This is a genomic window from Bacillus sp. AR4-2, from assembly GCF_008274865.1.
Taxonomy (GTDB): domain Bacteria; phylum Bacillota; class Bacilli; order Bacillales; family Bacillaceae_G; genus Bacillus_A; species Bacillus_A cereus.
The window spans coordinates 186,225-207,491 of the sequence record NZ_CP031062.1; the positions used below are offsets into that span (position 1 = coordinate 186,225).

The window sequence follows — 21,267 nt, forward strand, 5'->3', positions numbered from 1 at the left end:
AGGATGAAGAAGTTTTTACTGTTTGTCATTATGACTGTTTTAGCGATTACTTCTGTCGCTTGCGGTAAGAAAGAGACGCAAAAGGCGAGTGCTGGTAAGGGAGAAGGAGATCGATTAGTAACGAATATTAGTAGTGATCCATATACACTTGATTCTGCTATTGCAACAGATAGCACGTCAGGTTATATAATTGGACAGTTGTTTTCAAGTTTATATACGCAAGATAATAATGGGAAATATCAAAATGAATTAGCGGAGAAAGAAGAAGTAAATGCTGATGGAACTGAATATACAATCCATTTGAAGAAAGATATTAAATGGTCAGATGGTTCTCCTATTACAGCAAATGATTTTGAATTTGCATGGAAGCGATTATTAAATCCGAAAACGGGTTCTATGAATGCGACAGAAATGTATTTTATTAAAGGGGCAGAGGCGTATAATACTGGAAAAGGTGAAGAGGGACAAGTTGGTATTCAAGTTGTTGATCCTCAAACATTAAAGGTAACCCTTGAACACCCAGTTGCTTCTATTAAACAAAAACTAGCAAGCTCGCTATTTATTCCATTAGCTAAAAAGTCGATTGATGATAATAATAAATTAAAAACAGATCCAAAAGAGTTAATTACGAATGGGCCATTCACGTTAAAAGAGTGGAAGCATAACCAAGCTATTACAGTACAAAAAAATAAAGAATTCTATGATAAAAAGGTAACTCTAAAAGAAATTGAGTTTCGTATTATTCCAGACTCTAAAACAGCGTATCAATTATTTAAATCCAAAGAATTAGATTTACTAAGTGGTTTACCACAAGAGATGATCGAAAAAGAAAAAGGAAATAAAGAATATAAGCGTGTTGCAGGGTTCTCTTCTTATATTTATTCGTTTAACGTAGAAAAAGAGCCGTTTACAAATGCGAAGGTACGTAAAGCATTTTCATTAGCGGTTGATCGTAAATTTATCGTTGAAAAATTGTATAAAAATAATGCGCAAGAAGCATATGCATTCGTTCCAGAAGGAGCAAAAACACAAAGTGGCCGTGATTTCCGTAAAGAAAAAGGTGATTACGTTAAATTTGATCCAGCGGAAGCGAAAAAGTTATTAGAAGAAGGCATGAAAGAACAAGGCTGGTCTACATTACCTGAAGTAACATTAAAATTCACTACAGATACACAACATAAAAAAGTAGCAGAAGCAATGCAAGAAATGTTTAAGAAAAATCTTGGCGTAGATATTAAATTAGAAAATAAAGAGTGGAAGAGTTACATCGACACATACAAGCAAAGTGATTTCCAATTAGCTTATATGGGATGGGGCGGCTCTTTATTAGATCCAATTACTAAACTAGATTTATATGCGGGTGATGGTCCAAATAACTATGCAAAATGGCATAATAAAGAATTTGACGCTTTAATAAAAGAAGCAAAAGTTGAACAAAACGAGGATAAGCGTTTTGAATTATTGCATAAAGCGGAAGATATTATGTTTACAGATTCACCATTAATCCCAATTATTTTCCCAAGTGCTTCCTATTTACAAAAATCATCAGTATCCGGTGTCCAATTCATTATTGGTTCTAGTCCAGAATTAAGATACGCAAAAATTAAAAAATAAAGAAGTAGGCAACCGCCTACTTCTTTATTTTATTTCTCTTTTATATTCTTTTTTCGTTCCATCAGAGAAGACAACTTCTAAATCAAATTTTTGATAGTCTTTATCAAGTTTGAATACGTTCACTACTTGATCGATTACTTCTTGGTCAGCAGTATCTTTATCAAATTTTAATTCTTGTAGAAGTGGGCTTAATTTTGTGATAGCCTCGTCTCCTGTTAATTTTACATCTGCTTTATGATCTTCAATTTTTGCTTCCATTTTCTTGTCAGCTGCTACATTTTTATAGTCTGCTTCGTAGTCCTTCTTTGTATCTTGATAGTCTGCCTTTAAATCGAATTCATTGAAGTTTAGTTTTAAATCTGCAGGAGCCTCATTTTTTGCTTCTTCAGTCGTCTTTTTATTAGAAGTTGTGTCTTCTTTGGCAGGAGCTTTACATCCTGTTAATGCAGGTACTAGCATAAGAGCTAATAAAACTGATAGTAGAATTCTCATTATAAATTCCTCCTTATGTAAATTCGTTCTATACAAGTTTTTCCCAAAAACATGTAATTATGTATGTGTTGAAAATAAATTATTATCCTGCAGTCACGAGGGCTAATCCGCAATTTAAATCAAAAACGATTTGTATGTATATGGTAAATTGAAATTGTGAGGGAGGGGCTAAAATGCATGAAGAATATAAAGAGATAATAAAAAAATCAATTGAATATATAGAGAATCACTTACATGAGGAGCTTACAACAGAAAGAGTGGCATCTCACAGTGCCGTATCGATGTACCATTTTCATCGCATCTTTCAAAGATATGTTGGGATGAGTGTAACGGATTATATTCGAAAGAGAAGGTTAACTCATGCTGCGCAAGTTTTAGTGTCAACGGAGAGAGCTGTTATTGATATTGCACTGCAATACGGTTTTTCCTCACAAGAGGCATTTACGAGAGCTTTTAAAAGAATGTTTCAATTGCCACCAAAGAAATATCGAAAGTACTTTCAGTCATTTTATATAGAAAGAGAGGGTGTTTCAATGCAAAAAGGTATACCGAAAGGATGGATCTTAAGTGGGAGTCATCCTGCTGAATATGAGATGGGTTTAGATTATGAAGTTGTCCATCAAGGAAAAGTATCTGCATACATAAAAGCAAAAGAGAATGTTACGCACGGAGGATTTTCAACATTAATGCAAATGTTCAGAGCGGATAAATATGTAGGGAAGAGATTACGTTTTACAGCATTTGTTAAGAGTGAAAATGTAAGAGATTGGGCAGGATTGTGGATGCGAGTAGATGGAAAAGATACAGAACCGCTCGCTATGGATAATATGCAAAATCGCCCCATTAAAAATACGAATAACTGGCAATCGTACTCGGTTGTATTAGATATAAAAGAAGAAGCACTTGGTATTGCATTTGGTGTTTTATTATCAGGAGAAGGTTGTGTGTGGCTAGATAGTATTCGATTTGATGAAGTAGATGAAAAAATTCCTTCAACAGATTTGGCAGAGAACTTTTATGAAACACTTTTAGAAGAGCCGGTGAATCTGCAATTTGAAGAAGTAGAAAAATAAAAAACAAGGAGAAAAGATATGCTCAAATATGTAAAACTAATAAGTATTAGTTTAGTAATATCGTCTTGTATTATGGGAATTAATTATTTAGTTAGCTATCTTTGGTCAGGGCATATACCTTCTTTGACGTGGAGAACATATTTGATGTTTGTGTTTATATTTATGATGAGTTTTGGTTCAATGCAAAAAGAAGGAAAAGAGGATTATTGACAATAGTCTTTTTCGCATTTCTTTCATTAACACAAATGGTTGTAACTGTGCCACATGAAATGCTTTCTAAAACATATCAAACAATCAGTGAATTATTTCCTGCAACATATGCAGCGAATGGCTATTATACAATAATATTTGGAGGAGTTAGTTTAGAGAGAAATATTATTTCATTATTAGTTATTGTATTGGTTACACAATCAGTAGCAGTGATGACTTTAGCTATAAAAGGAATGGTAAAGGGAAGAAGAAGCTCTGTAGTTAAAGAAGTATAAAATAAAAAGGTATCCTCAATGGATACCTTTTTATTAGCACTTATTATTTTGTAACTTCTGTCCACTTGTAGTTAAACTCACCACCGAAGTCAGTTGTTACAAGTCCTTTAATGAAAGAGCGTTGTAAGTAAGAACGGCCTTGTTGGTATAAAGGAGCGACAGCGCCGTCTTGTAATAGAATTTTTTCAGCTTGCTTCATTGCTTCAAAGCGTGCTTTTTCATCGCCAGCTAAATCTGTTTTCACTTTATGAATTAGCTCATCGTACTCTTTGTTAGAGTATTTATCGAAGTTATAAGCACTATCTGTTGTAAATAAATCTAAGAATGTAATTGGATCAGCGAAGTCAGGGCCCCAGCCGTCAATACCAATTTCATAGTCACCACTTAATAGTAGTTTTAGCTGTTGTTTACGTGGTTGTGGTTTTAAATTCACTGTTAATCCATCTAGGTTCTTTTCTAATTCACCTTTTAAATATTCACCAGTCTTTTTAGCTAAAGCATTGTCACTTGTTAATAGTTCGATTGTTACTTTGTCAGTACCAAGTTCTTGTTTTGCTTTTTTCCAGTTTTCTTTCGCTGTTTTCACATCATCCTTGACTAGATTTCCATTTTCTTTACGGAAGTCATTGCCTTCTGGGCTCTTTGCAAATTTCGCAGGAACCATTCCTTCAGCTGGAACAGCGCCGTTATTTAAGATTGTTTCTACGTAAGCTTTTTTATTCATTGCGCCGTTAATAGCAAGGCGTGCATGTTGATTTTTTAATGTTTCATTTTTCTGATTTAATCGTAAGAATTGAATGCCGACTTCAGCGCGTTCTTTGAAGTTTGGATCGCTCTTATATTTATCAACAAACTCTGCAGTTAAAGCAACACGATCAATTTGTCCTGAATCATATAAGTTCACTTCTGTAGACTTATCTTTAACGACATTGAAGTTGATTTCTTCTAATTTTACAGTTTTAGCATCCCAATAGTTAGGATTTTTCTTCAATTGGAAGCTTTGTTCATGTTTCCAGTTATCTAATGTGAAAGCACCGTTATAAATTAAATGATTTGTTTCTAAACCATATTTATCGCCTTGAGACTTTAAGTACTCTTCATTAATTGGTAAGAATGTTGAGAATGTAGTTAAGCTTAAGAAGTAGGGAACAGGACGGTCTAGTTGTACTTCTAAAGTTTTGTCATCGACAGCTTTAATACCTAATTGATCAACCGGTAATTGTTTTTGGTTTATTTGTTTCGCATTCTTTATATCGAAGAATAAGAATGCATATTCAGCTGCTGTATCAGGATTTACGGCACGTTGCCAAGCGAAGACGAAGTCCTTTGCTGTAACAGGAGTACCGTTTGACCATTTTGAATCACGGAGATGGAATGTATATTTTGTTTTATCGGGACTAATGTCAACCGACTCAGCGACACCAGGAACCGGTTTATTATCTTCTCCCATTGCATATAGCCCTTCAAAAACATTACGCATTACGTTCATGGATTCCCCATCCGTTGCTTTTGCAACATCCATTGTTGGAATTTCTGAAGCGAATGATAAGTTAATTGCCTGTTTATCAGGTGCTTTATCGTTTGCTTTCGCTCCGCTTGCATTATCTTTATTTCCCCCGCAAGCAGTTAGTAATAGACTTGCCCCTAAAACAGATGCAACAACAGGTACAACTTTTTTCTTCATTGTTCGTTCCTCCCTAAATGTGTTGTTCGTAACGTCATAATGTCCGTGTCTTGAAGTAGCTATAGAAGGAGATAAAACCTATTATAAATATTTGTTTATAGGTAATCAGGTGTTCTATATGTATATACATGTTGAACTATAATCTATCGTTATATGTTTCAACGTAGTAGACATTATATTTTGATGGTTAAATATTTTGTTTCTTTGATTATTTAGAATATTAACACTGAAAAGAACTATATGTCAATAATAAAAATAGATTGTTAATTTCTTAGAATAATATATTAAAAAAGCAGATTCTCATGTGTGAGAGAACCTATTTTTAATATATTTTGCTAAAAAAACAATTAGTGTGGGCTAATAATAAGTGGGGATGAAGAAACCCCCACTTATTAAAGTTTCACTTTATTTTTCAATTTTTGCCCACTTGAAGTTTAATTGACCTGCAAAGTCTACTTGCACAATTCCTTTCACATAAGAACGTTCTAAATAAGATTCGCCTTTTTGGTAAAGAGGAGCGATAACAGAGTCTTTAAATAATATTTTCTCGGATGCTAGTAATGCTTCCCAGCGAGCTTTTTCATCACCAGCTAAAGTTGTTTTCACTTTTGCTATTGTTTCATCGAATTCCTTATTAGAGTAATGATCTAAGTTATAAGGGTTATTCGTTGTAAATAGCTCAAGGAATGTAATTGGATCCGCAAAGTCAGGGCTCCAGCCATCAATTCCGATTTCGTAGTCACCTTTTAATAAAAGCGAAACTTGTTGCTTACGCGGCTGAGGTTTTATATTTACTGTTAATCCATCTAGATTCTTTTCTAGTTGTCCTTTTAAGAATTCACCAGTTTTCTTATCAAGGTCAGCATCACTCGTTAATAATTCTAATGTTATCTTTTCAGAACCAAGCTCTTGTTTAGCTTTTTTCCATAACTCTTGTGCAGATTTTGTATCAACTTTTGTTAAATCACCGTTTGCAGTACGGAAGTCTTTTCCTTCAGGTCCTTTTGCAAAGTTTTTTGGAACGAGACCAAATGTTGGTGTAGAGCCATCATTTAATAACGTATTTACAAAGGATTTTCTATCAATTGTTTGATCAATTGCTTGGCGTGCAGAAACGTTTTGAAGTACTTTGTTTTGTTGATTCATACGTAAAAATTGTACGCCTACGTTTGGACGTTCTTTAAAGTTAGCATCCTTTTTATATTTATCGACGAAGTCAGATGTTAGTTTTATACGATCTAATTGTTTTGACTCGAATAAATTTACTTCTGTTGATTTTTCTTTTACGACATTAAAATTGATTTCTTCTAGTTTGACAGTATCTTTATCCCAATAGGTAGGGTTCTTCTTAAATTTAAAGCTTTGTTCGTGCTTCCAATCGCTTAGTGTAAAAGCTCCATTGTACAAGATTGTATTATCTTCTAAAGCGTACTTATCACCTTGTACTTTAAAGAATTCCTCATTAATTGGTAGAAATGTTGGGAACGCTGTTAAGCTAATAAAATAAGGAACAGGACGCTCTAATTCTACCTCAAACGTATGGTCATCAACTGCTTTTACACCAAGTTGGTCGGCTGGAAGTTCTTTGTTGTTAATTTTTGTTGCGTTTTTAATATCAAAGAATAAAAATGCATATTCAGAGGCTGTTGCTGGATCTACGGCACGTTGCCAAGCGAACACAAAATCTTTAGCTGTAACAGGAGTGCCGTTTGACCATTTTGAATCTCGCAAATGGAATGTGTATTTCGTTTTATCGCCACTTACTTCATGAGATTTTGCAACACCAGGAACAGGTTTGTTACCTTCACCAAGATTATACAAACCTTCAAATACGTTTCTCATTACTTGACCAGAATCAGTATCTGTAGCACGAGCCGTATCCATTGTTCGTATTTCAGTAGGTGAAGATAAATTTAAAACCTGTTTACTAGGTGCCTCGTCTTTTGCATTTGCTCCACTTGCTTCGTTTTTATAACTACCGCAACCAGTTAATAAAATACTTACTCCTACAACTGATGCAATACCGGGTACAAACTTCTTTTTCATTTGATTTTCCTCCTAAATAATTAAGTTTGGATGATGATGAGGGAAATGAAAAATAAAAAATCCCTCTTTTCATATTGAGAAAGAGGGATTTTTACGTACAAGTTATGCACCCGTATATAAACGAAGTCCCTCATTCTATCTTTCAAGCATAAAGCTTGCAGGAAGTGGCACAGTATTCAAAATGAACCTGTTGCCGAGGTTTCAAAGGGCCAGTCCCTCCACCTCTCTTGATACAATGAGTAAACGAATAAATTTTATTAATTTTTGTGTTTCTTTGATAATTCAAAATCTTACACCTTGAATAATGAAGTGTCAACTAAATGAAATATAGTTTAAATTTTCAGTTTTCTCAAATAGAAAAACCACTGCATATGGCAGTGGTTTTTCTACTAGAAGTTAAAGTTATCTGGATCTGGACCAACGCGACGATCTTCATTTAAAGCTTGAATTGCTTTCATATCATCAGCACTTAATTCAAAGTCGAAGATGTTTGCATTTTCAATAATGCGATGTTCTTTAATTGATTTGGGAATTGTTACAACTTCGTTTTGTAAATCCCAACGTAAAATAATTTGCGCAGTTGATTTATTATATTTTGTCGCAATTTCTTGTAACGTTGGATTATCTAGTAGTTGTCCTTGCATTAATGGTGACCAAGCTTCAAGCTGGATATTATGTTCTTTACAGAATGCATGTAACTCTTCTTGTGCTAAACGTGGGTGGTATTCCACTTGGTTGACCATTGGCTTAATTTCAGCAATTTCAAATACGTCTTGTAAGTGGTGAATGTGGAAATTACTCACACCGATAGCGCGAACACGGCCATCTTTATAAAGTGTTTCTAATGCTTTCCATGATTCAGTATATTTCCCTTTTACAGGCCAATGTACTAAATATAAATCTAAATATTCTAGACCTAATTTCTCTAATGTAGTTTCAAATGCTTGAAGTGTTGTTTCATATCCTTGATCGCTATTCCATACTTTTGAGGTAATAAATAATTCTTCACGTGAAACACCGGATTCACGAATCGCTTGCCCAACGCCTTCTTCATTTTGATAGATTGCTGCAGTATCGATGCTGCGGTAGCCATTTTTAATTGCTGCTTTTACAGAATCAATTACTGCTGAACCATCTTCTACTTTAAAAACACCTAAACCAAACCAAGGCATTTTTACACCGTTATGTAATGTTGTATAGTCTTTTAAACTTGTTAAAATCATATTATTTCCCCCTAGCTTTTTTGTTTGTTGCTTCTACTGCTTTTTGAATTGCCTCTGAAAAATTATATTCGTATAAAGTTTTGAGACCCTCAGCTGTGGAACCATCTGGCGTTGTTACTTGTTCGCGAAGGTTAGCTGGATTTTGCGTTTGTTCAAGCATAGAAGCAGAGCCAGAAATCATTTGAATCACAAGATGTTTTGCGGTTTCTTCATCAACTCCATAACTTTTTGTTGCTTCAATTAAGCTTTCAGCAAAGTAATAAAGGAAGGCTGGTGCACTTCCAGTAACTGCAGTAAGCTGATGAACTTCTTCCTCAGTACAAAGTTGCGAAGTACCAATACCTTTTAAAAGTAGTTGCAAGGTTTCTTGATGTATCTCGTTTACTGATTGTCCCATTGTATATAAGGAGATAGACTTGCCAATTTCAGCAGCTGTATTAGGCATAATCCAAGCAACAGGCGTGCCTTTTGGGAGTCTAGCTTCTAAATAAGATGGTCCAATGCCAGCTGCTACCGTTACGACTAGTTGATTTGATATTAACGGAGATAGCTCAGCTAATAACTCTTCATGAGCAGAAGGTGGCATTGCTAAAACAACCGTATCAACAGATGTAACATGCTGCTTCCAATCTGTTGCAGTAGACACATTATATCGTGCTTGTAATTGTTCTAGCTTTTTTACGTTACTTCGGTTAGAAACGATAATTTCTTCAATGTATTCTTTGCTTGTTTTAAGTAATCCGGAAAATATAGCTTCTGCCATACGACCAGCACCAATAAATAGAATTCGATGTTTAGTGAGCATATCCTTTATTCCTTTCCAGTAGAGATATGTTATAAAAAACGATAACATCTTTAAGAGAATTTTGTAAAAAGAAAAGACTTATCGTAAATGGAATGGATAATGAGAAGGCGGAAATTCATGCTAATATTAGCTGTTATTAATCTCTTTATATGTGTAGCTGGTTTGCTAGAGTGGAAGAGCAATTATAAGGGACAAGAACATACAAATAACTATATCTAGAAAATAATTAGAATTGAAAAACCCCTGAAGCACATATGCTCCAGGGGTTTACTAATAGAATATAAGATTATGCTTTTGTCATACCAAGTAATACAGCGCCGCCAATAATTAAAACACTACCTAGTGCAATAAAGATCAATTGACGTTTTGTTTTCTTTTCACCTAAGAATACAATCGCACCGAATGTTGAGATAACGATTCCAGTTTGAGATAATGGGAAGCTTGTTGCTACTCCGACACGTGGTAGTGAAAGAAGTAAGAATAAGTTTCCAGTTCCCCATAGTAAACCAGATAAAGCATTACGGATTGCATATTTGTTAAATGGTTTATGTTTAGATGTCAGTACAACCGCCCCAACAAACATACCAACTGCTTGTGGTAAAATAGCAGACCAACCATCGATATTATACCAACGAATAATAATTACATATACAAGATAGCCGAAAGTAGAAACAATTAAAGTAAGAAGTCCTTTTTTCAATTGTCCAGGTGGCTGAGCATTTTCTTTATCATCTAATGATGTGAATACAACACCAACTACGATTAATAGGATTGCAATCGTTCCCAGAATAATCGTTGTAGTAGTAGTCCACTCACGGAAAGCGATAACCCCAAAGATAGAAGTTGCAACAAGTTGCATACCAGTAGAAATCGTTACAGTAGTTGAAACACCTAGTTTTTCAACTGTTTTTAATTGGTTTACTTGTCCTAAAGCCCAGAATAAACCTGAAATAAAACCAACAATTAAGATTGTCATTGTTAAAGCTGGTTGAGTAAATACATACATAATTGTTGCGAAGAATAGAGCACCGATTGTCATACCTACCGTTTGGCTATATGCACCACCGCCCATTTTTACGCTTACTAATAAGATGTTTCCCCATGCAATTGCAGGAAGAAGCGCTAATAAAATGTCCATTACAAGACTCCCTTCGGTTTGCTATACCAATATAGTTACATATCGTTCTAACGATCGGTAATGCCCCACTAATAGAGTAGAAGATTACCGATCGCTAAAACAGGATGAAGAATTCACGATATAAATGCGTTTTCATTTCTTCATTTTTTGAAACACCTCCATATAATAACAGGAAATTGCCTATTTTAGAAAGTGAATTCAAATAAAATGTATATTTTAATAAGAGGTAAAATTCAGTTATTTACCGGTGGTATATTTTATTTCCTAAGAAATAAAGAAGCAGCTTTGAAAAAAGCTGCTTTAAGAGTTAGTAATTCTTTTATTAATAAGTTGAATACATAGTAGAAATACGAGTGACATACCGATAGTAATAACTACAAGTGTCCATGCGAGTTGCATATTACTTGCATCAATAGCCATGTAAATTGCAGTTGGGATTGTCTGTGTTTTACCAGGAATGTTCCCGGCAAACATAAGTGTAGCACCAAATTCACCGAGCGCGCGGACAAAGCTCAAAATCATCCCGCTTAGTAAGGCAGGAAATGCGAGCGGAAGTGTAACGTGCAGAAAAACTTGATATTCACTTGCGCCAAGGTCACGAGCACTTTCTTCAATTTGTACATTTGCGATAGAAAATCCCGTTTTCGCTGATTGGTACATAAGCGGAAATGCAACAACTGTAGAAGCAATGATCGCAGCAGTAGATGTGAACATAATAGACTGCTGAAATAATGATTCAACCCACTTTCCGATCGGGCTGTTGTTTCCAAAGATGATAATGAGAAAGAAGCCGATAACAGTTGGTGGAAGTACCATTGGTAATAAAAATATGGTTTCTAATAGTACTTTATATCGCCATGAGGAGCGAGCTAGTGCTCGCCCGACAATCGTCCCTAAAATTGTAACGAGAATAGTGGCGCATGCAGCTACTCTTAAAGATAGAAAGACAGGCGATAAAATAGCATCAATGCTCATAGTAATTACGACAGGACTGTAAATCCATATTTCTTAAAGATAGATTGTGCATCTTTTGACTGCAAATACTCATAAAATGAAGTCGCCTCTTTCTTATGTTTAGATTCCTTTATAACACCTAAAGGATAGTGGATTGGCTCATGAGAAATAGCTGCTGCTGTCTCACCAATCTTTACTTTATCCGAAATGAGAGCATCTGTTTTGTATACGATACCAGCATCGACATTCCCTGTTTCTACATATGTTAACACTTGGCGAACATCTTTTGTAAATACGACTTTATTTTGAACATCATTCCAAAGGTTTTCGTGTGTTAGAGAAGCCTTTGCATATTTGCCAGCAGGTACAGATTCAGGTGTACCAAGTGCGATTTTTTTGATTTTCTCATCTTTTAAATCTTGAAATTTTGTAAGAGAACTATCTTTAGGGATGACTAGAACTAGTTCATTTCCAAGAAGATTTTTCCCTTCTTTTTCATTAATGAATCCTTTTTTTACAAGGGTTTGGAATTTATCTTCTGCTGCTGAGAAGAATAAATCAGCAGGTGCACCTTGTTCAATTTGTTGTTGAAGTGCTCCAGAAGCACCGAAGTTAAAAGAAAGTTTGATATTTGGCTCTTTTTCTTTATATTGTTTTTCGATTTCTTTTAATGCATCTTGTAAGCTTGCAGCAGCTGAGATAGTCAGTTCAACTGTTTTATCCTCTTTAGCAGCTGACTTTGTATGCTTTTCCCCACTTGTACAAGCAGCGCTAAATATAAGAAGGAAAGAAAGTATAAGTGCCCCGATGAAACGTAATATAAATTTATTCATAAAAAAATCCCCTTTCATTTTGACACATCTAATTATAACTAAATATAACTAAATATAACTAGTTATAATTGAATATAATTTGAACATATGTCTATTTTTAAAAAATAGGAGAAATATTCTTTTCTTTGTTACAATGAAAGGAGAAAGTGAGGAATCGTCTATGGATCATCATTCCTACACAACGGAAGAAGTAGCAAAGCGATTAAAAGTATCAAAATTAACTGTATACGACTTAATTAAAAAAGGAGAACTTCCTTCTTATAGAGTTGGTAGACAGATGCGCATTGATGCAGCAGATTTAGATCAATATATAAAGCAAATGAAAACAGGGAAAGTACAAGTTAATCCTGTAAAAAACGATGGTAGTAGTATCTTGAACACGTGTATTATTAGTGGTCAAGAACTAACGTTAGATATGTTAGCTAAACGTATAGAAAATCGTTTGCCAAGTTCTAATGTTTTAAGAGCGTATCAAGGTAGCTTAACGAGTTTAGTGAAAATGTATCAAGGAGAAGGAAGTATCGCTAGTTTGCATTTGTTTGATGGTGAAACGGGTACATATAATATTCCTTACGTAAAACGTATTTTAGTAGGACAGCCATGTCTTATGATTAATTTATTGTCCAGAAATGTAGGGTTTTATGTTCAAAAAGGAAATCCGAAGAAAATAAAGACATGGGCTGACATATCCGGGTCCACTATAAAGTTTGTGAATCGAGAAAAGGGTTCTGGTATTAGAGTGTTAGTGGATGAACAATTACGAATCCAAAAATTAAATAAAGCTGATATTAGTGGATATGAATGGGAAGAATCGAATCATCTTGGTGTTGCCACGCAAGTTGCAAATGGAAAAGCTGATGTAGGAGTAGGTTCAGAAAAGTTTTCGCAAATTGTAAATGTGGACTTTATTCCAATCATGAAAGAACAGTATGATTTAGTAATTTTGAAGAATAAAGAAAATGAAGAGCTGATTGAAGTTGTGAAAGACATTCTGCAATCGGAAGAATTTCATAATGAATTAAATGCGATTGGCGGATATGATATTACGAAAACAGGTCAAATTGTATATGAAATAAAGTGAAACTTTAATCAGTGGGGGGGTTCTTCATCCCCCACTGATTATTAGCCTTCACCAATCGGACTTTTATGGGCAGCCCGACCCCCACCTAACTTCTTTGCTTTCGCTGAATTTTGAGGTGGGGGTCGGGCTGCCCATTAAAGCGGGACAAACTAAAAAGCTGCTTGTCTATAAGACGAGCAGCTTTTTCTATATATAAAGGGGTTTGGGGAAACAAAGTGTTAAATAAGACCTTGAGCAAGTGTATAAATGAAAGCCGTAAGAAGAGTAGCTCCACTTGCAAGTCCGATAAAGTCTGATTTGTTGAAAGTAATGTTGTTCATTATAATCTCTCCTTATTTGTTTAATGTAGTTGCAACAGCTTTTGCATCGACAAGTGCGGATAGCACCATGCCCATTGTATTTAAAAATTTATTTGATTTCATATTGTTCATCATGCGTATCCGCTCCTTTTCGAGTTGTTGTTGCCCTGCTTATGTCTTAATTATAGGGAATATGGATACTTGCAACTATCGAATTAGCTTACGAAAGACTTACACTTTTGTAAGAAAAAAAGACATTCATGTAAGAATGTCTTTCACAGCATATTGATATGATGATGGTCTTCAATTGTTTTTAAAAAACTACGCATTGAATTCGTCATATAGCTATCTTTACGGCGTATGAAAACCGTTGAAATACTGCCGTATTTTTCAGGGATTGCATGACAATGTACCTTACCTGCTTTAGAAAGATGATGGACAGCAGACTGTGGTACGAGTGTAATTCCGAGACCGAGTGCAACACTGTTTAATATTGTCTCTAATATATTGAATTCCATAATTCTTTTTGGTAGCAAACCTTCATCTTTAAGCCAACGTTCTAGTTTGGAGCGGTATCCACATCCTTGGTTAAAAACGAGTAGAGGCGTTGTTGTAAATTCTTCTATATGAAAGGCTTTATTTTGTGTTATAAGCATTAATTTCTCTGTACTAACATCGTATTGTTCGATTAGTGGATGTTTAATAGGACCTGATATAAAGGCGCCATCTAATTGATGATCAAGTACTTCTCTAATTAATTCTTCTGTTAGACCTGCTTGTAATGATAAATCGACATTCGGATAACTTTTATAGTAAGAAGATAAAATGGTAGGCAGTGTACTTACTGTTTCGACTGTACCGATTTTTAATATACCAGAAGGTGTTTCGCTATCTAAAAATACTTGTTTTAGTTCGTCGACATCTTGCAAAATTTTACTAACATAAACGAGCATTTTTCTTCCTTCAGCTGTTAAAGTCATTCCTCGTTTATGGCGGTAAAAGAGTGGGGTTTTTAATTCGTTTTCTAGTTGTTTAATACGTGCAGTTACATTTGATTGTACATAATTTAATTCCTTTGCTGCGCTACTTACACTACCCTGATCGGCAACGCTTTTAAAGATTTGTAAGTTTCGTAATTCCATTTTGTAATCCCCCTTGATGTTAACTATCATTATAAATGATAGTTAACATCATTTTGAATCATTTTACGTGATATATTTTTTCTTTTACAATTCTCTTTGTGCAAATAGAAAGAAACGGGGGATTGCGGTGAGAAGAGGTCAAATGATAATAGGGGCTTTGGCGTGTTTAATTGCGAGTATGTCATGGGGAGCGATGTTTCCAGTTGCTGATCATGCACTAGAATACATAGATCCATTTTATTTTTCGCTTATTCGCTATGGAGCAGTGGCGATAATGCTGATTGTATTGTTGTTAGTGAAAGAAGGAAAACAGGCATTTTGTTTAGAGGGAAGAGGAAAGTTACTCGTCTTTTTTGGAACGATGGCATTTACAGTATATAATGTCCTCATATTTTTAGGGCAAATGTTAATGGGTAAGTCGGGTGTAATGGTAGCTTCCATTATGGAAGCACTTATGCCGATGATTTCTATTTGTATTTTATGGGGATATAAGCATATAAAACCGAAGAAGTATATGATAACGAGTATGGTTATTGCTTTTGTAGGAGCTGTGTTTGTTATTACAAAAGGTGACATGAGTTTCTTTGTAACATTGAAAGAGAATATGTTCCCATTAGCGTTTATATTTATTGGTGTTGTAGGGTGGGTTATTTATACGATGGGTGGTCAAACTTGTAGTGATTGGTCAACATTACGTTATTCTACGTTGACGTGTGTATTCGGTACGACTGTTACAGCGATTATAACGGTAATTATTACGTCGCTTGGATATATTTCAGTTCCGAGTATGGGAACGATTTCTATTGTGAAATATGATTTGTTATTTATGATGACATTGCCAGGTATTGTAGCGCTACTTGCTTGGAACTATGGTGTGAAAATTTTATCATCCATTAATGGGATTTTATTTATTAATTTTGTACCAATTACGACTTTAGCTATTATGATGATGCAAGGGTATCAAATCACAATGTTTGATATTATAGGGACTGTACTTGTTATTGCAGCGCTTATTCGCAATAACGTTTGTCAGAGAAAAGAAGAAAATATAAATAAGAGAGTTTTACAAGAAGAACAATTACGTCAAGCTGTTTAATAGGCAAATGGAGGATTTCACATGTTAGAAAGTTTATTGTTTTTCTTCGCCGTCGGAGTTGCCTGTGAGCTTGCAGCAATTAATCGAAATGGTCGTAAAAAGATAAAACAACAAGCTGAGCTAATACAGCTTTTAAAAGAATTGAAAGAAAGAAAAAATTAAAAAGACGACCGGGCATAGACGGTCGTCTTTTTCTATATAAAGGGGAAAGGGGACACAAGGTTATACAAGCATAGCAGCGTAAATAAAAGCAGTAAGAAGAAGAGAGCCGCTAGCTAATCCTAAAAAGTCTAATTTGTTAAAAGTGATGTTATTCATAATGAGTTCTCCTTACTTGTTTAATGTAGAAGCAACAGCTTTTGCGTCGAAAAGAGCTGATAATATCATGCCCATTGTATGTAAGAAATTGTTCATTTTCATATTGTTCATCATATCAATCGACTCCTTTTCGAATAGTTGTTGCCCTGTTTCTGACTTAATTGTATGAAATATAGTGAGAAGTAACTATCGAATTAGCTTACAAGAAAATTACACTTTTGTAAGAATTGAAATTTAACAATTCATACTTAATTTTATTACCAACTCCTAAAACTTAGTGTTATAATCGTTATAAGAATATGATTATACTTCGGATGTTTAGAAAGGAACGAAACCAATGTATAAACCAATTACATTTTTGTTGAAATATATATTTAAAACAGCTGGGAAAGTAGAAGTGCAAGGAAGAGAAAAGTTACCGGAAGGTGGTCCGTATGTTGTTGCGTGTACACATACAAGTTTTATGGATGTATTAATGTTAGCTACAGGGATGTACCCAACTCAAATTCATTACATGGCAAAAAAAGAATTATTTGAAGGGAAATTCAAAAATTGGTTCTTTAAAAATGTAAATGCATTCCCTGTAGATCGCGCGAATCCGGGACCAAGTACACTTAAAATTCCATCACGTTTATTAAAAGAAGGAAAGGTAGTAGGGATTTTTCCGAGTGGAACGAGATCAGCGGAAGATGTTTCATTAAAAGCGGGTGCTGTGACAATTGCGATGCGTTCTAATGTACCTTTAGTGCCGGCAGCTTATGTTGGTCCATCAAGTGTAAAAGAATTAATAAAGGGGAAAAAGGCACAATTGATTTTTGGAGATCCGATTCAAATTGAGGCTGGAGAACAAATAGATCGAAAAACTGCTATGAAAATGATGACAGATCAATTAAATGAGAAGTTTGAGGAGTTAAAAGAAGCTTTGCAATCAAATCAAAAATAAGAAAAGACGACCGGGCATAGACGGTCGTCTTTTTCTATATAAAGGGGAAAGGGGACACAAAGTTATACAAGCGTAGCGGCGTAAATAAAAGCAGTAAGAAGAATCGAGCCACTAGCTAGTCCTAAAAAATCTAATTTGTTAAAAGTGATGTTATTCATAATACATTCTCCTTACTTGTTTAATGTAGAAGCAACAGCTTTTGCGTCGATAAGAGCGGAAAATACCATGCCCATTGTATGTAAGAAATTGTTCGTTTTTATTTTGTTCATCATATTAATCCGCTCCTTTTCGAATAGTTGTTACCTTGTTTCTGACTTAATTGTATGAAATGTTGCGGAAAGTCACTATCGAATTAGCTTACAGAAAAATTACACTTTTGTAAGAGAAACGAATGAAGGTGTAATGATAAGAAGATTTGACATATGTTCATGGGATTCATTAAGTTAAAGATAGAGGTGAGTGTATGACTAATATTAAAGATATCGCAAAGATGGCGGGAGTTTCAGTTACGACTGTTTCGAGAGTGTTGAATGATCACCCATATGTAAGTGAAGAAAAAAGAAAAGCGGTTATAGAGATAGTTGAGAAATTGAATTACTCGCAAAACGCAAATGCTGTTCATTTATCAAAAGGGAAGACGAATATTGTTGGTGTAATTCTACCTTACATTAATCACCCGAGCTTTGATGCAATGGTAGGGGGAATGATGGAGGGAGCGTTAACTCATAATTACAGGGTGCTACTTTGCCAAACGAATTATAATAAAAAAGAAGAAATGAAAAGTTTACATATGTTAAAAACAAAACAATTGGATGGTCTTATTATTTGTTCACGTGCAAATGATTGGGAAACGATAGAACCGTATGCTTCTTACGGCACAATAATTGCTTGTGAAGATAATAATGATATTTCAAACATCTCAAGTGTATATACGAATCATTCAGCGGCCTTTCAATTAGGAATGGATTATTTGATTGAGAAAGGTTATAAAAAAATTGGTTATTGTACGGGAAGAAAATTAGGGCCGAGTAGTCAAAAGCGTTTTGATGTTTATAAACAGCAATTGCAATCTATAGACGAAGAGGTTAATGAAGAATGGATTTTTACAGAATGTTTTACACTAGAAGATGGTGTGAAAGTGGCTCATAAGTTAAAAGAGATGCAGGATCTTCCTGAAGCATTAATAGTAGCAGGCGATGAAGTTGCGATTGGGGTTATGACAGAGGTTGAAAAATTAGGGATTCAAGTTCCTGAGGATTTAGCGATTATTGGCTTTGATAATCAACCTATCTCGCAAGTGTTACAATTGACAACTATTGATCAAAATTTAAAGGAGATAGGGAAAACTGCTTTTGAAATGTTGCATAGAAAAGTGAATGAAGAGAGTTCTGAACAAGAAAAGCTGGAAATTCCATACGAACTTGTGGAACGCTCTACAGTTTAATTTTAACCCGTTATGTGTATAATCGCATAACGGATTATTTTTTTGAAATACCTTTGACAGGAAACGCGTTTCATACTTTATAAAGGAGTTAAACCGGTTTGTAACAATCCATGGATTCTTTTCAAGAATAGTATTTGGAGGGATATGCATGAATGAACTTTTATTAAGTGTGAACAAGTATATAGAGGATAACGAAAAAATGTTAGCCTTTGTAGTAGGGATCTTTGAGAAGGATAATTTTATGTTATGTTACCAACATGGAATTTTTGTTGCCACTACTAGACGTCTCCTTTTTTACGGGAAATTTCCGTACTATCCTTCAACATTTAAAGAGTACCCATATTTGCATATAGATAGCATAGATTTTCATTCGTACTTTGAGTTTACTTATAATCATGAAACGGTTAGAGCTAAGCATATTCAGAAAGGGAATGTGGAGCGATTTGTCCATGTAGTTAGAGCAAATATGAATAATTAATCAACCCTCTGTTTAAACATAATATTTCAATTTTTAAGAGGGAAAATGCGGAATAAAAACCACTTCTAAACCTCTAGGAGATAGTGATACAATGTCAAATGGGGGGAGGGTATGAACTATGGTTAATCAACGTATAAAGGAAATAACACTAATTACAATTGGTTCATTATTATTCGCAATTGGTATTAATTACTTTGCAATTCCAAACCGTTTATCGGAAGGTGGAATTATTGGTTTAACGGTTGTTACGTACTACTTATTTGATTGGTCACCAGGGATTGTGAATTTTGCTATAAATGCAATTTTACTAGCTATTGGTTATAAATTTTTTGATAAGAAAACAATGATTTATACAATTTTAGGGATTGTAGAAACATCTTTGTTTTTATACGTTACAGAACATATTGAGTATCATGTAAATAGTGATACATTATTAGCAGCTTTATTTGCTGGTTTATTTGTGGGTATTGGATTAGGCTGTATGTTCAAAGCCGGAGGTACATCGGGAGGATCAGCAATCTTAGCTCAGTTAGCAAATCAATATTTAGGTTGGAGTGTAGGTAAAGGTGTACTAATTATTGATATTGTTGTAATTGCTGGTTCTGTATTTATAATAGGGCAAGAAAAGGCAATGTATACACTTGTAGCTGTGTTCATTGGAGCGAAGGTGATTGATTTCATTGTAGAAGGAATGGACACAAAAACGGCTGTTACGATTATTTCGAATCAACCAGACTTAATTCGTGAAGCTATTACGAAAAATATGACACGCGGTGTTACTGTATTAGAAGGGCGCGGCGGATATACTGGTAAAAATAAAGAAGTTTTATATGTTGTTATTAATAAACAAGAGCTTGTTAAGTTAAAACAAGTTATTAGTCGGGTAGATGAAGATTCTTTCGTTGTTATACATGATGTACGTGATGTACTTGGCGGTGGCTTTAAAGCAAGCTAAAAGGTGAACGAGCAAATTCGTTCACCTTTTTTAATTCTTACAAAAATGTAAGTGTAATGTAATGAGATTCAATAGTAGATTTTATTCCCCCTTTTTAAAATGGATGTATATATATCCTGCAGAGGAGGAATGTTTATTATGAAGAAAAAAATGATCACTACTATAATAGCGATGATAGTGATAGTAGTAATGTTACTGCCTACGAAACTTGGACCGGTTATCGATAAATATAATCCATTTTATAAGACGAAAGAATACTATACGGTTGTGAATACAATTGGTCAGCATATTGGTGATGAGTGGTATGAATATGAATTTATTGCATTCGATGAACGTGGTAGAGAGCAGAAAATAAAGAAAACGGTTAAGCATATGTTAAAGAGAGATGAAGCATTAAAGGTTTTTGCAAAAGGACGTTACGGTGAATCGATTGAAGAGATTGAGGTTGCAAATATTCCTATAAATGCGAAGAGCAAACTTTTAACGATGAGATAGTAAAATATACCCCCAGCTATTTTTTGTCGAAAATAAAAATACTGGGTAAGGGTATTTTTAAGATTAACAAAAAAGCCTTAGTCCATATAGACTAAGGCTTTTTTATTATATAAAGAGGAAGGGGGTACATTGTAGTAGCATGGGTGAAAGGTATAAGAAGAGTAGCTACTAGCAATGTAATTTGGTTATGTGAGTGTTCTTCTTATTTGGCTTACTTCCTAACTTTATTGTACGAAATATAAGTAAGGGGAACTATCGAATTACATTACACATAACTTACAAACATGTAAGCCTTCTGTAATGTAATTCGATAGTTAAAAGATAGTAATTTTCATATAGTGTAACTAGAAAGTCTCAATGTATTACTTTCTGTTTGTAATGAAGAATGAAAAACCAACTAATTTTTAATAATCCTCATCTGAATAAAGATGGGGATCCTTTTTTAAACCTTACAACATTGTAAGGTTTACGTAAGTTAATTCGATAGTAAATTTGTCATATTTTTTGCATAATAGATACAGATAGAAAAATAATTAGGGATCTAGTAAGAAGGGAGAAGAATGGGATGCGTAAAGAAGAAGTAGTGAAGTTACCAATTAAAGATTTCTGTAGCTACTTTACTGTTGCCGTAGTGTGTATTGGATTATTTGATATCATAACAAACTTAAT

General features: G+C 34.4%; 24 protein-coding genes and 1 riboswitch. Of the genes, 12 read left to right on the forward strand and 12 right to left on the reverse strand.

Going from position 1 to position 21,267, the window contains the following annotated elements; genetic code table 11:
- Positions 1-3: 3 nt before the first annotated feature.
- Positions 4-1,614: a peptide ABC transporter substrate-binding protein gene (locus tag DN399_RS01085; RefSeq protein WP_016124191.1), complete on the forward strand. Its 1,611-nt coding sequence runs from the start codon at positions 4-6 to the stop codon at positions 1,612-1,614.
- Between the two features lie 24 nt (positions 1,615-1,638).
- Here the strand turns inward: DN399_RS01085 and DN399_RS01090 are convergent, their stop codons facing one another.
- A complete protein-coding gene (locus DN399_RS01090; protein ID WP_001221551.1) occupies positions 1,639-2,106 on the reverse strand; it encodes a YusW family protein in 468 nt (155 codons plus the stop codon).
- A gap of 173 nt (positions 2,107-2,279) precedes the next feature.
- On the opposite strand from DN399_RS01090, the gene DN399_RS01095 reads away from it, so the two are divergent.
- The 3 genes from DN399_RS01095 to DN399_RS01105 are packed head-to-tail and all read left to right on the forward strand — an operon-like array spanning position 2,280 to position 3,664.
- Positions 2,280-3,179, forward strand: a complete 900-nt coding sequence (locus DN399_RS01095; RefSeq protein WP_016124192.1) for a helix-turn-helix transcriptional regulator — start codon at positions 2,280-2,282, stop codon at positions 3,177-3,179.
- A gap of 18 nt (positions 3,180-3,197) precedes the next feature.
- Positions 3,198-3,389: a hypothetical protein gene (locus DN399_RS01100; protein ID WP_000922547.1), complete on the forward strand. Its 192-nt coding sequence runs from the start codon at positions 3,198-3,200 to the stop codon at positions 3,387-3,389.
- Entirely contained in the window at positions 3,386-3,664 is a 279-nt protein-coding gene (locus tag DN399_RS01105) for a hypothetical protein (protein ID WP_000156944.1), read from the forward strand. The genes DN399_RS01100 and DN399_RS01105 overlap by 4 nt, the downstream gene beginning before the upstream one ends.
- 43 nt (positions 3,665-3,707) lie before the next feature.
- Here the strand turns inward: DN399_RS01105 and DN399_RS01110 are convergent, their stop codons facing one another.
- The 7 genes from DN399_RS01110 to modA form a co-directional block, all read right to left on the reverse strand.
- Complete coding sequence (locus tag DN399_RS01110) at positions 3,708-5,348, reverse strand: peptide ABC transporter substrate-binding protein (RefSeq protein ID WP_000731090.1); 1,641 nt, start codon at positions 5,346-5,348, stop codon at positions 3,708-3,710.
- Positions 5,349-5,753: 405 nt separating this feature from the next.
- Positions 5,754-7,394 (reverse strand): peptide ABC transporter substrate-binding protein, encoded by a 1,641-nt coding sequence (locus DN399_RS01115; RefSeq protein WP_000726482.1) that lies wholly within the window; start codon positions 7,392-7,394, stop codon positions 5,754-5,756.
- A gap of 132 nt (positions 7,395-7,526) precedes the next feature.
- A riboswitch (SAM riboswitch) is annotated at positions 7,527-7,631 on the reverse strand.
- Positions 7,632-7,783: 152 nt separating this feature from the next.
- On the reverse strand, positions 7,784-8,617 hold the full coding sequence (locus DN399_RS01120; RefSeq protein WP_149149284.1) for an aldo/keto reductase: 834 nt from the start codon (positions 8,615-8,617) through the stop codon (positions 7,784-7,786).
- A gap of 1 nt (position 8,618) precedes the next feature.
- Positions 8,619-9,422 (reverse strand): pyrroline-5-carboxylate reductase, encoded by an 804-nt coding sequence (proC, locus tag DN399_RS01125; RefSeq protein WP_149149285.1) that lies wholly within the window; start codon positions 9,420-9,422, stop codon positions 8,619-8,621.
- A 286-nt stretch (positions 9,423-9,708) separates the two neighbouring features.
- Entirely contained in the window at positions 9,709-10,560 is an 852-nt protein-coding gene (locus DN399_RS01130) for a GRP family sugar transporter (RefSeq protein ID WP_000353544.1), read from the reverse strand.
- Positions 10,561-10,860: 300 nt separating this feature from the next.
- Positions 10,861-11,535 carry a molybdate ABC transporter permease subunit gene (modB, locus tag DN399_RS01135; protein WP_000020526.1) on the reverse strand — a complete coding sequence of 225 codons (675 nt, stop codon included), beginning with the start codon at positions 11,533-11,535 and terminating at the stop codon, positions 10,861-10,863.
- 5 nt (positions 11,536-11,540) lie between these two features.
- Positions 11,541-12,347 (reverse strand): molybdate ABC transporter substrate-binding protein, encoded by an 807-nt coding sequence (gene modA / locus DN399_RS01140; RefSeq protein WP_049106460.1) that lies wholly within the window; start codon positions 12,345-12,347, stop codon positions 11,541-11,543.
- 160 nt (positions 12,348-12,507) lie between these two features.
- On the opposite strand from modA, the gene DN399_RS01145 reads away from it, so the two are divergent.
- The gene (locus DN399_RS01145) at positions 12,508-13,428 is read left to right on the forward strand and encodes a substrate-binding domain-containing protein (RefSeq protein ID WP_012593135.1); all 921 of its coding nucleotides are present in this window, start codon (positions 12,508-12,510) and stop codon (positions 13,426-13,428) included.
- A gap of 218 nt (positions 13,429-13,646) precedes the next feature.
- Here DN399_RS01145 and DN399_RS01150 read toward each other — a convergent pair whose 3' ends face one another.
- The gene (locus DN399_RS01150; RefSeq protein WP_001060017.1) at positions 13,647-13,748 is read right to left on the reverse strand and encodes a DUF3948 family protein; all 102 of its coding nucleotides are present in this window, start codon (positions 13,746-13,748) and stop codon (positions 13,647-13,649) included.
- A gap of 254 nt (positions 13,749-14,002) precedes the next feature.
- Positions 14,003-14,869: a LysR family transcriptional regulator gene (locus tag DN399_RS01155; protein ID WP_149149286.1), complete on the reverse strand. Its 867-nt coding sequence runs from the start codon at positions 14,867-14,869 to the stop codon at positions 14,003-14,005.
- A gap of 127 nt (positions 14,870-14,996) precedes the next feature.
- On the opposite strand from DN399_RS01155, the gene DN399_RS01160 reads away from it, so the two are divergent.
- Complete coding sequence (locus tag DN399_RS01160; protein WP_149149287.1) at positions 14,997-15,965, forward strand: DMT family transporter; 969 nt, start codon at positions 14,997-14,999, stop codon at positions 15,963-15,965.
- A gap of 21 nt (positions 15,966-15,986) precedes the next feature.
- Positions 15,987-16,127: a YrzO family protein gene (locus DN399_RS01165; RefSeq protein WP_000894065.1), complete on the forward strand. Its 141-nt coding sequence runs from the start codon at positions 15,987-15,989 to the stop codon at positions 16,125-16,127.
- Positions 16,128-16,187: 60 nt separating this feature from the next.
- Here DN399_RS01165 and DN399_RS01170 read toward each other — a convergent pair whose 3' ends face one another.
- Positions 16,188-16,283: a DUF3948 family protein gene (locus DN399_RS01170; protein WP_064774791.1), complete on the reverse strand. Its 96-nt coding sequence runs from the start codon at positions 16,281-16,283 to the stop codon at positions 16,188-16,190.
- A 337-nt stretch (positions 16,284-16,620) separates the two neighbouring features.
- Here DN399_RS01170 and DN399_RS01175 point away from each other — a divergent pair, with 337 nt between their 5' ends.
- Positions 16,621-17,226, forward strand: a complete 606-nt coding sequence (locus DN399_RS01175) for a lysophospholipid acyltransferase family protein (RefSeq protein WP_000277778.1) — start codon at positions 16,621-16,623, stop codon at positions 17,224-17,226.
- Between the two features lie 62 nt (positions 17,227-17,288).
- On the opposite strand, the gene DN399_RS01180 is transcribed toward DN399_RS01175, so the two are convergent.
- Positions 17,289-17,384, reverse strand: a complete 96-nt coding sequence (locus tag DN399_RS01180) for a DUF3948 family protein (protein ID WP_001059999.1) — start codon at positions 17,382-17,384, stop codon at positions 17,289-17,291.
- Positions 17,385-17,689: 305 nt separating this feature from the next.
- On the opposite strand from DN399_RS01180, the gene DN399_RS01185 reads away from it, so the two are divergent.
- The 4 genes from DN399_RS01185 (at position 17,690) to DN399_RS01200 (ending at position 20,598) form a co-directional block, all read left to right on the forward strand.
- Complete coding sequence (locus DN399_RS01185; RefSeq protein ID WP_006919721.1) at positions 17,690-18,670, forward strand: LacI family DNA-binding transcriptional regulator; 981 nt, start codon at positions 17,690-17,692, stop codon at positions 18,668-18,670.
- A 148-nt stretch (positions 18,671-18,818) separates the two neighbouring features.
- A complete protein-coding gene (locus DN399_RS01190; protein WP_001004230.1) occupies positions 18,819-19,148 on the forward strand; it encodes a PH domain-containing protein in 330 nt (109 codons plus the stop codon).
- Positions 19,149-19,266: 118 nt separating this feature from the next.
- Positions 19,267-20,103, forward strand: coding sequence for a YitT family protein (locus tag DN399_RS01195; RefSeq protein ID WP_000248038.1), 837 nt, complete (start codon positions 19,267-19,269; stop codon positions 20,101-20,103).
- A gap of 138 nt (positions 20,104-20,241) precedes the next feature.
- Positions 20,242-20,598 (forward strand): YxeA family protein, encoded by a 357-nt coding sequence (locus DN399_RS01200; protein WP_000728422.1) that lies wholly within the window; start codon positions 20,242-20,244, stop codon positions 20,596-20,598.
- The last annotated feature ends 669 nt before the right edge of the window (positions 20,599-21,267 follow it).

Coding starts and splice junctions, on each gene's coding strand:
- DN399_RS01100 (WP_000922547.1), top strand. CDS start 3,198: ATGCTCAAATATGTAAAACTAATAAGTATTAGTTTAGTAATATCGTCT.
- DN399_RS01145 (WP_012593135.1), top strand. CDS start 12,508: ATGGATCATCATTCCTACACAACGGAAGAAGTAGCAAAGCGATTAAAA.
- DN399_RS01165 (WP_000894065.1), top strand. CDS start 15,987: ATGTTAGAAAGTTTATTGTTTTTCTTCGCCGTCGGAGTTGCCTGTGAG.
- DN399_RS01090 (WP_001221551.1), bottom strand. CDS start 2,106: ATGAGAATTCTACTATCAGTTTTATTAGCTCTTATGCTAGTACCTGCA.
- modA (WP_049106460.1), bottom strand. CDS start 12,347: ATGAATAAATTTATATTACGTTTCATCGGGGCACTTATACTTTCTTTC.
- DN399_RS01110 (WP_000731090.1), bottom strand. CDS start 5,348: ATGAAGAAAAAAGTTGTACCTGTTGTTGCATCTGTTTTAGGGGCAAGT.
- modB (WP_000020526.1), bottom strand. CDS start 11,535: ATGAGCATTGATGCTATTTTATCGCCTGTCTTTCTATCTTTAAGAGTA.
- DN399_RS01190 (WP_001004230.1), top strand. CDS start 18,819: ATGAATGAACTTTTATTAAGTGTGAACAAGTATATAGAGGATAACGAA.
- DN399_RS01130 (WP_000353544.1), bottom strand. CDS start 10,560: ATGGACATTTTATTAGCGCTTCTTCCTGCAATTGCATGGGGAAACATC.
- DN399_RS01195 (WP_000248038.1), top strand. CDS start 19,267: ATGGTTAATCAACGTATAAAGGAAATAACACTAATTACAATTGGTTCA.
- DN399_RS01200 (WP_000728422.1), top strand. CDS start 20,242: ATGAAGAAAAAAATGATCACTACTATAATAGCGATGATAGTGATAGTA.
- DN399_RS01175 (WP_000277778.1), top strand. CDS start 16,621: ATGTATAAACCAATTACATTTTTGTTGAAATATATATTTAAAACAGCT.
- DN399_RS01185 (WP_006919721.1), top strand. CDS start 17,690: ATGACTAATATTAAAGATATCGCAAAGATGGCGGGAGTTTCAGTTACG.
- DN399_RS01170 (WP_064774791.1), bottom strand. CDS start 16,283: ATGAATAACATCACTTTTAACAAATTAGACTTTTTAGGATTAGCTAGC.
- DN399_RS01155 (WP_149149286.1), bottom strand. CDS start 14,869: ATGGAATTACGAAACTTACAAATCTTTAAAAGCGTTGCCGATCAGGGT.
- DN399_RS01150 (WP_001060017.1), bottom strand. CDS start 13,748: ATGAACAACATTACTTTCAACAAATCAGACTTTATCGGACTTGCAAGT.
- DN399_RS01085 (WP_016124191.1), top strand. CDS start 4: ATGAAGAAGTTTTTACTGTTTGTCATTATGACTGTTTTAGCGATTACT.
- DN399_RS01120 (WP_149149284.1), bottom strand. CDS start 8,617: ATGATTTTAACAAGTTTAAAAGACTATACAACATTACATAACGGTGTA.
- DN399_RS01180 (WP_001059999.1), bottom strand. CDS start 17,384: ATGAATAACATCACTTTTAACAAATTAGATTTTTTAGGACTAGCTAGT.
- DN399_RS01115 (WP_000726482.1), bottom strand. CDS start 7,394: ATGAAAAAGAAGTTTGTACCCGGTATTGCATCAGTTGTAGGAGTAAGT.
- proC (WP_149149285.1), bottom strand. CDS start 9,422: ATGCTCACTAAACATCGAATTCTATTTATTGGTGCTGGTCGTATGGCA.
- DN399_RS01095 (WP_016124192.1), top strand. CDS start 2,280: ATGCATGAAGAATATAAAGAGATAATAAAAAAATCAATTGAATATATA.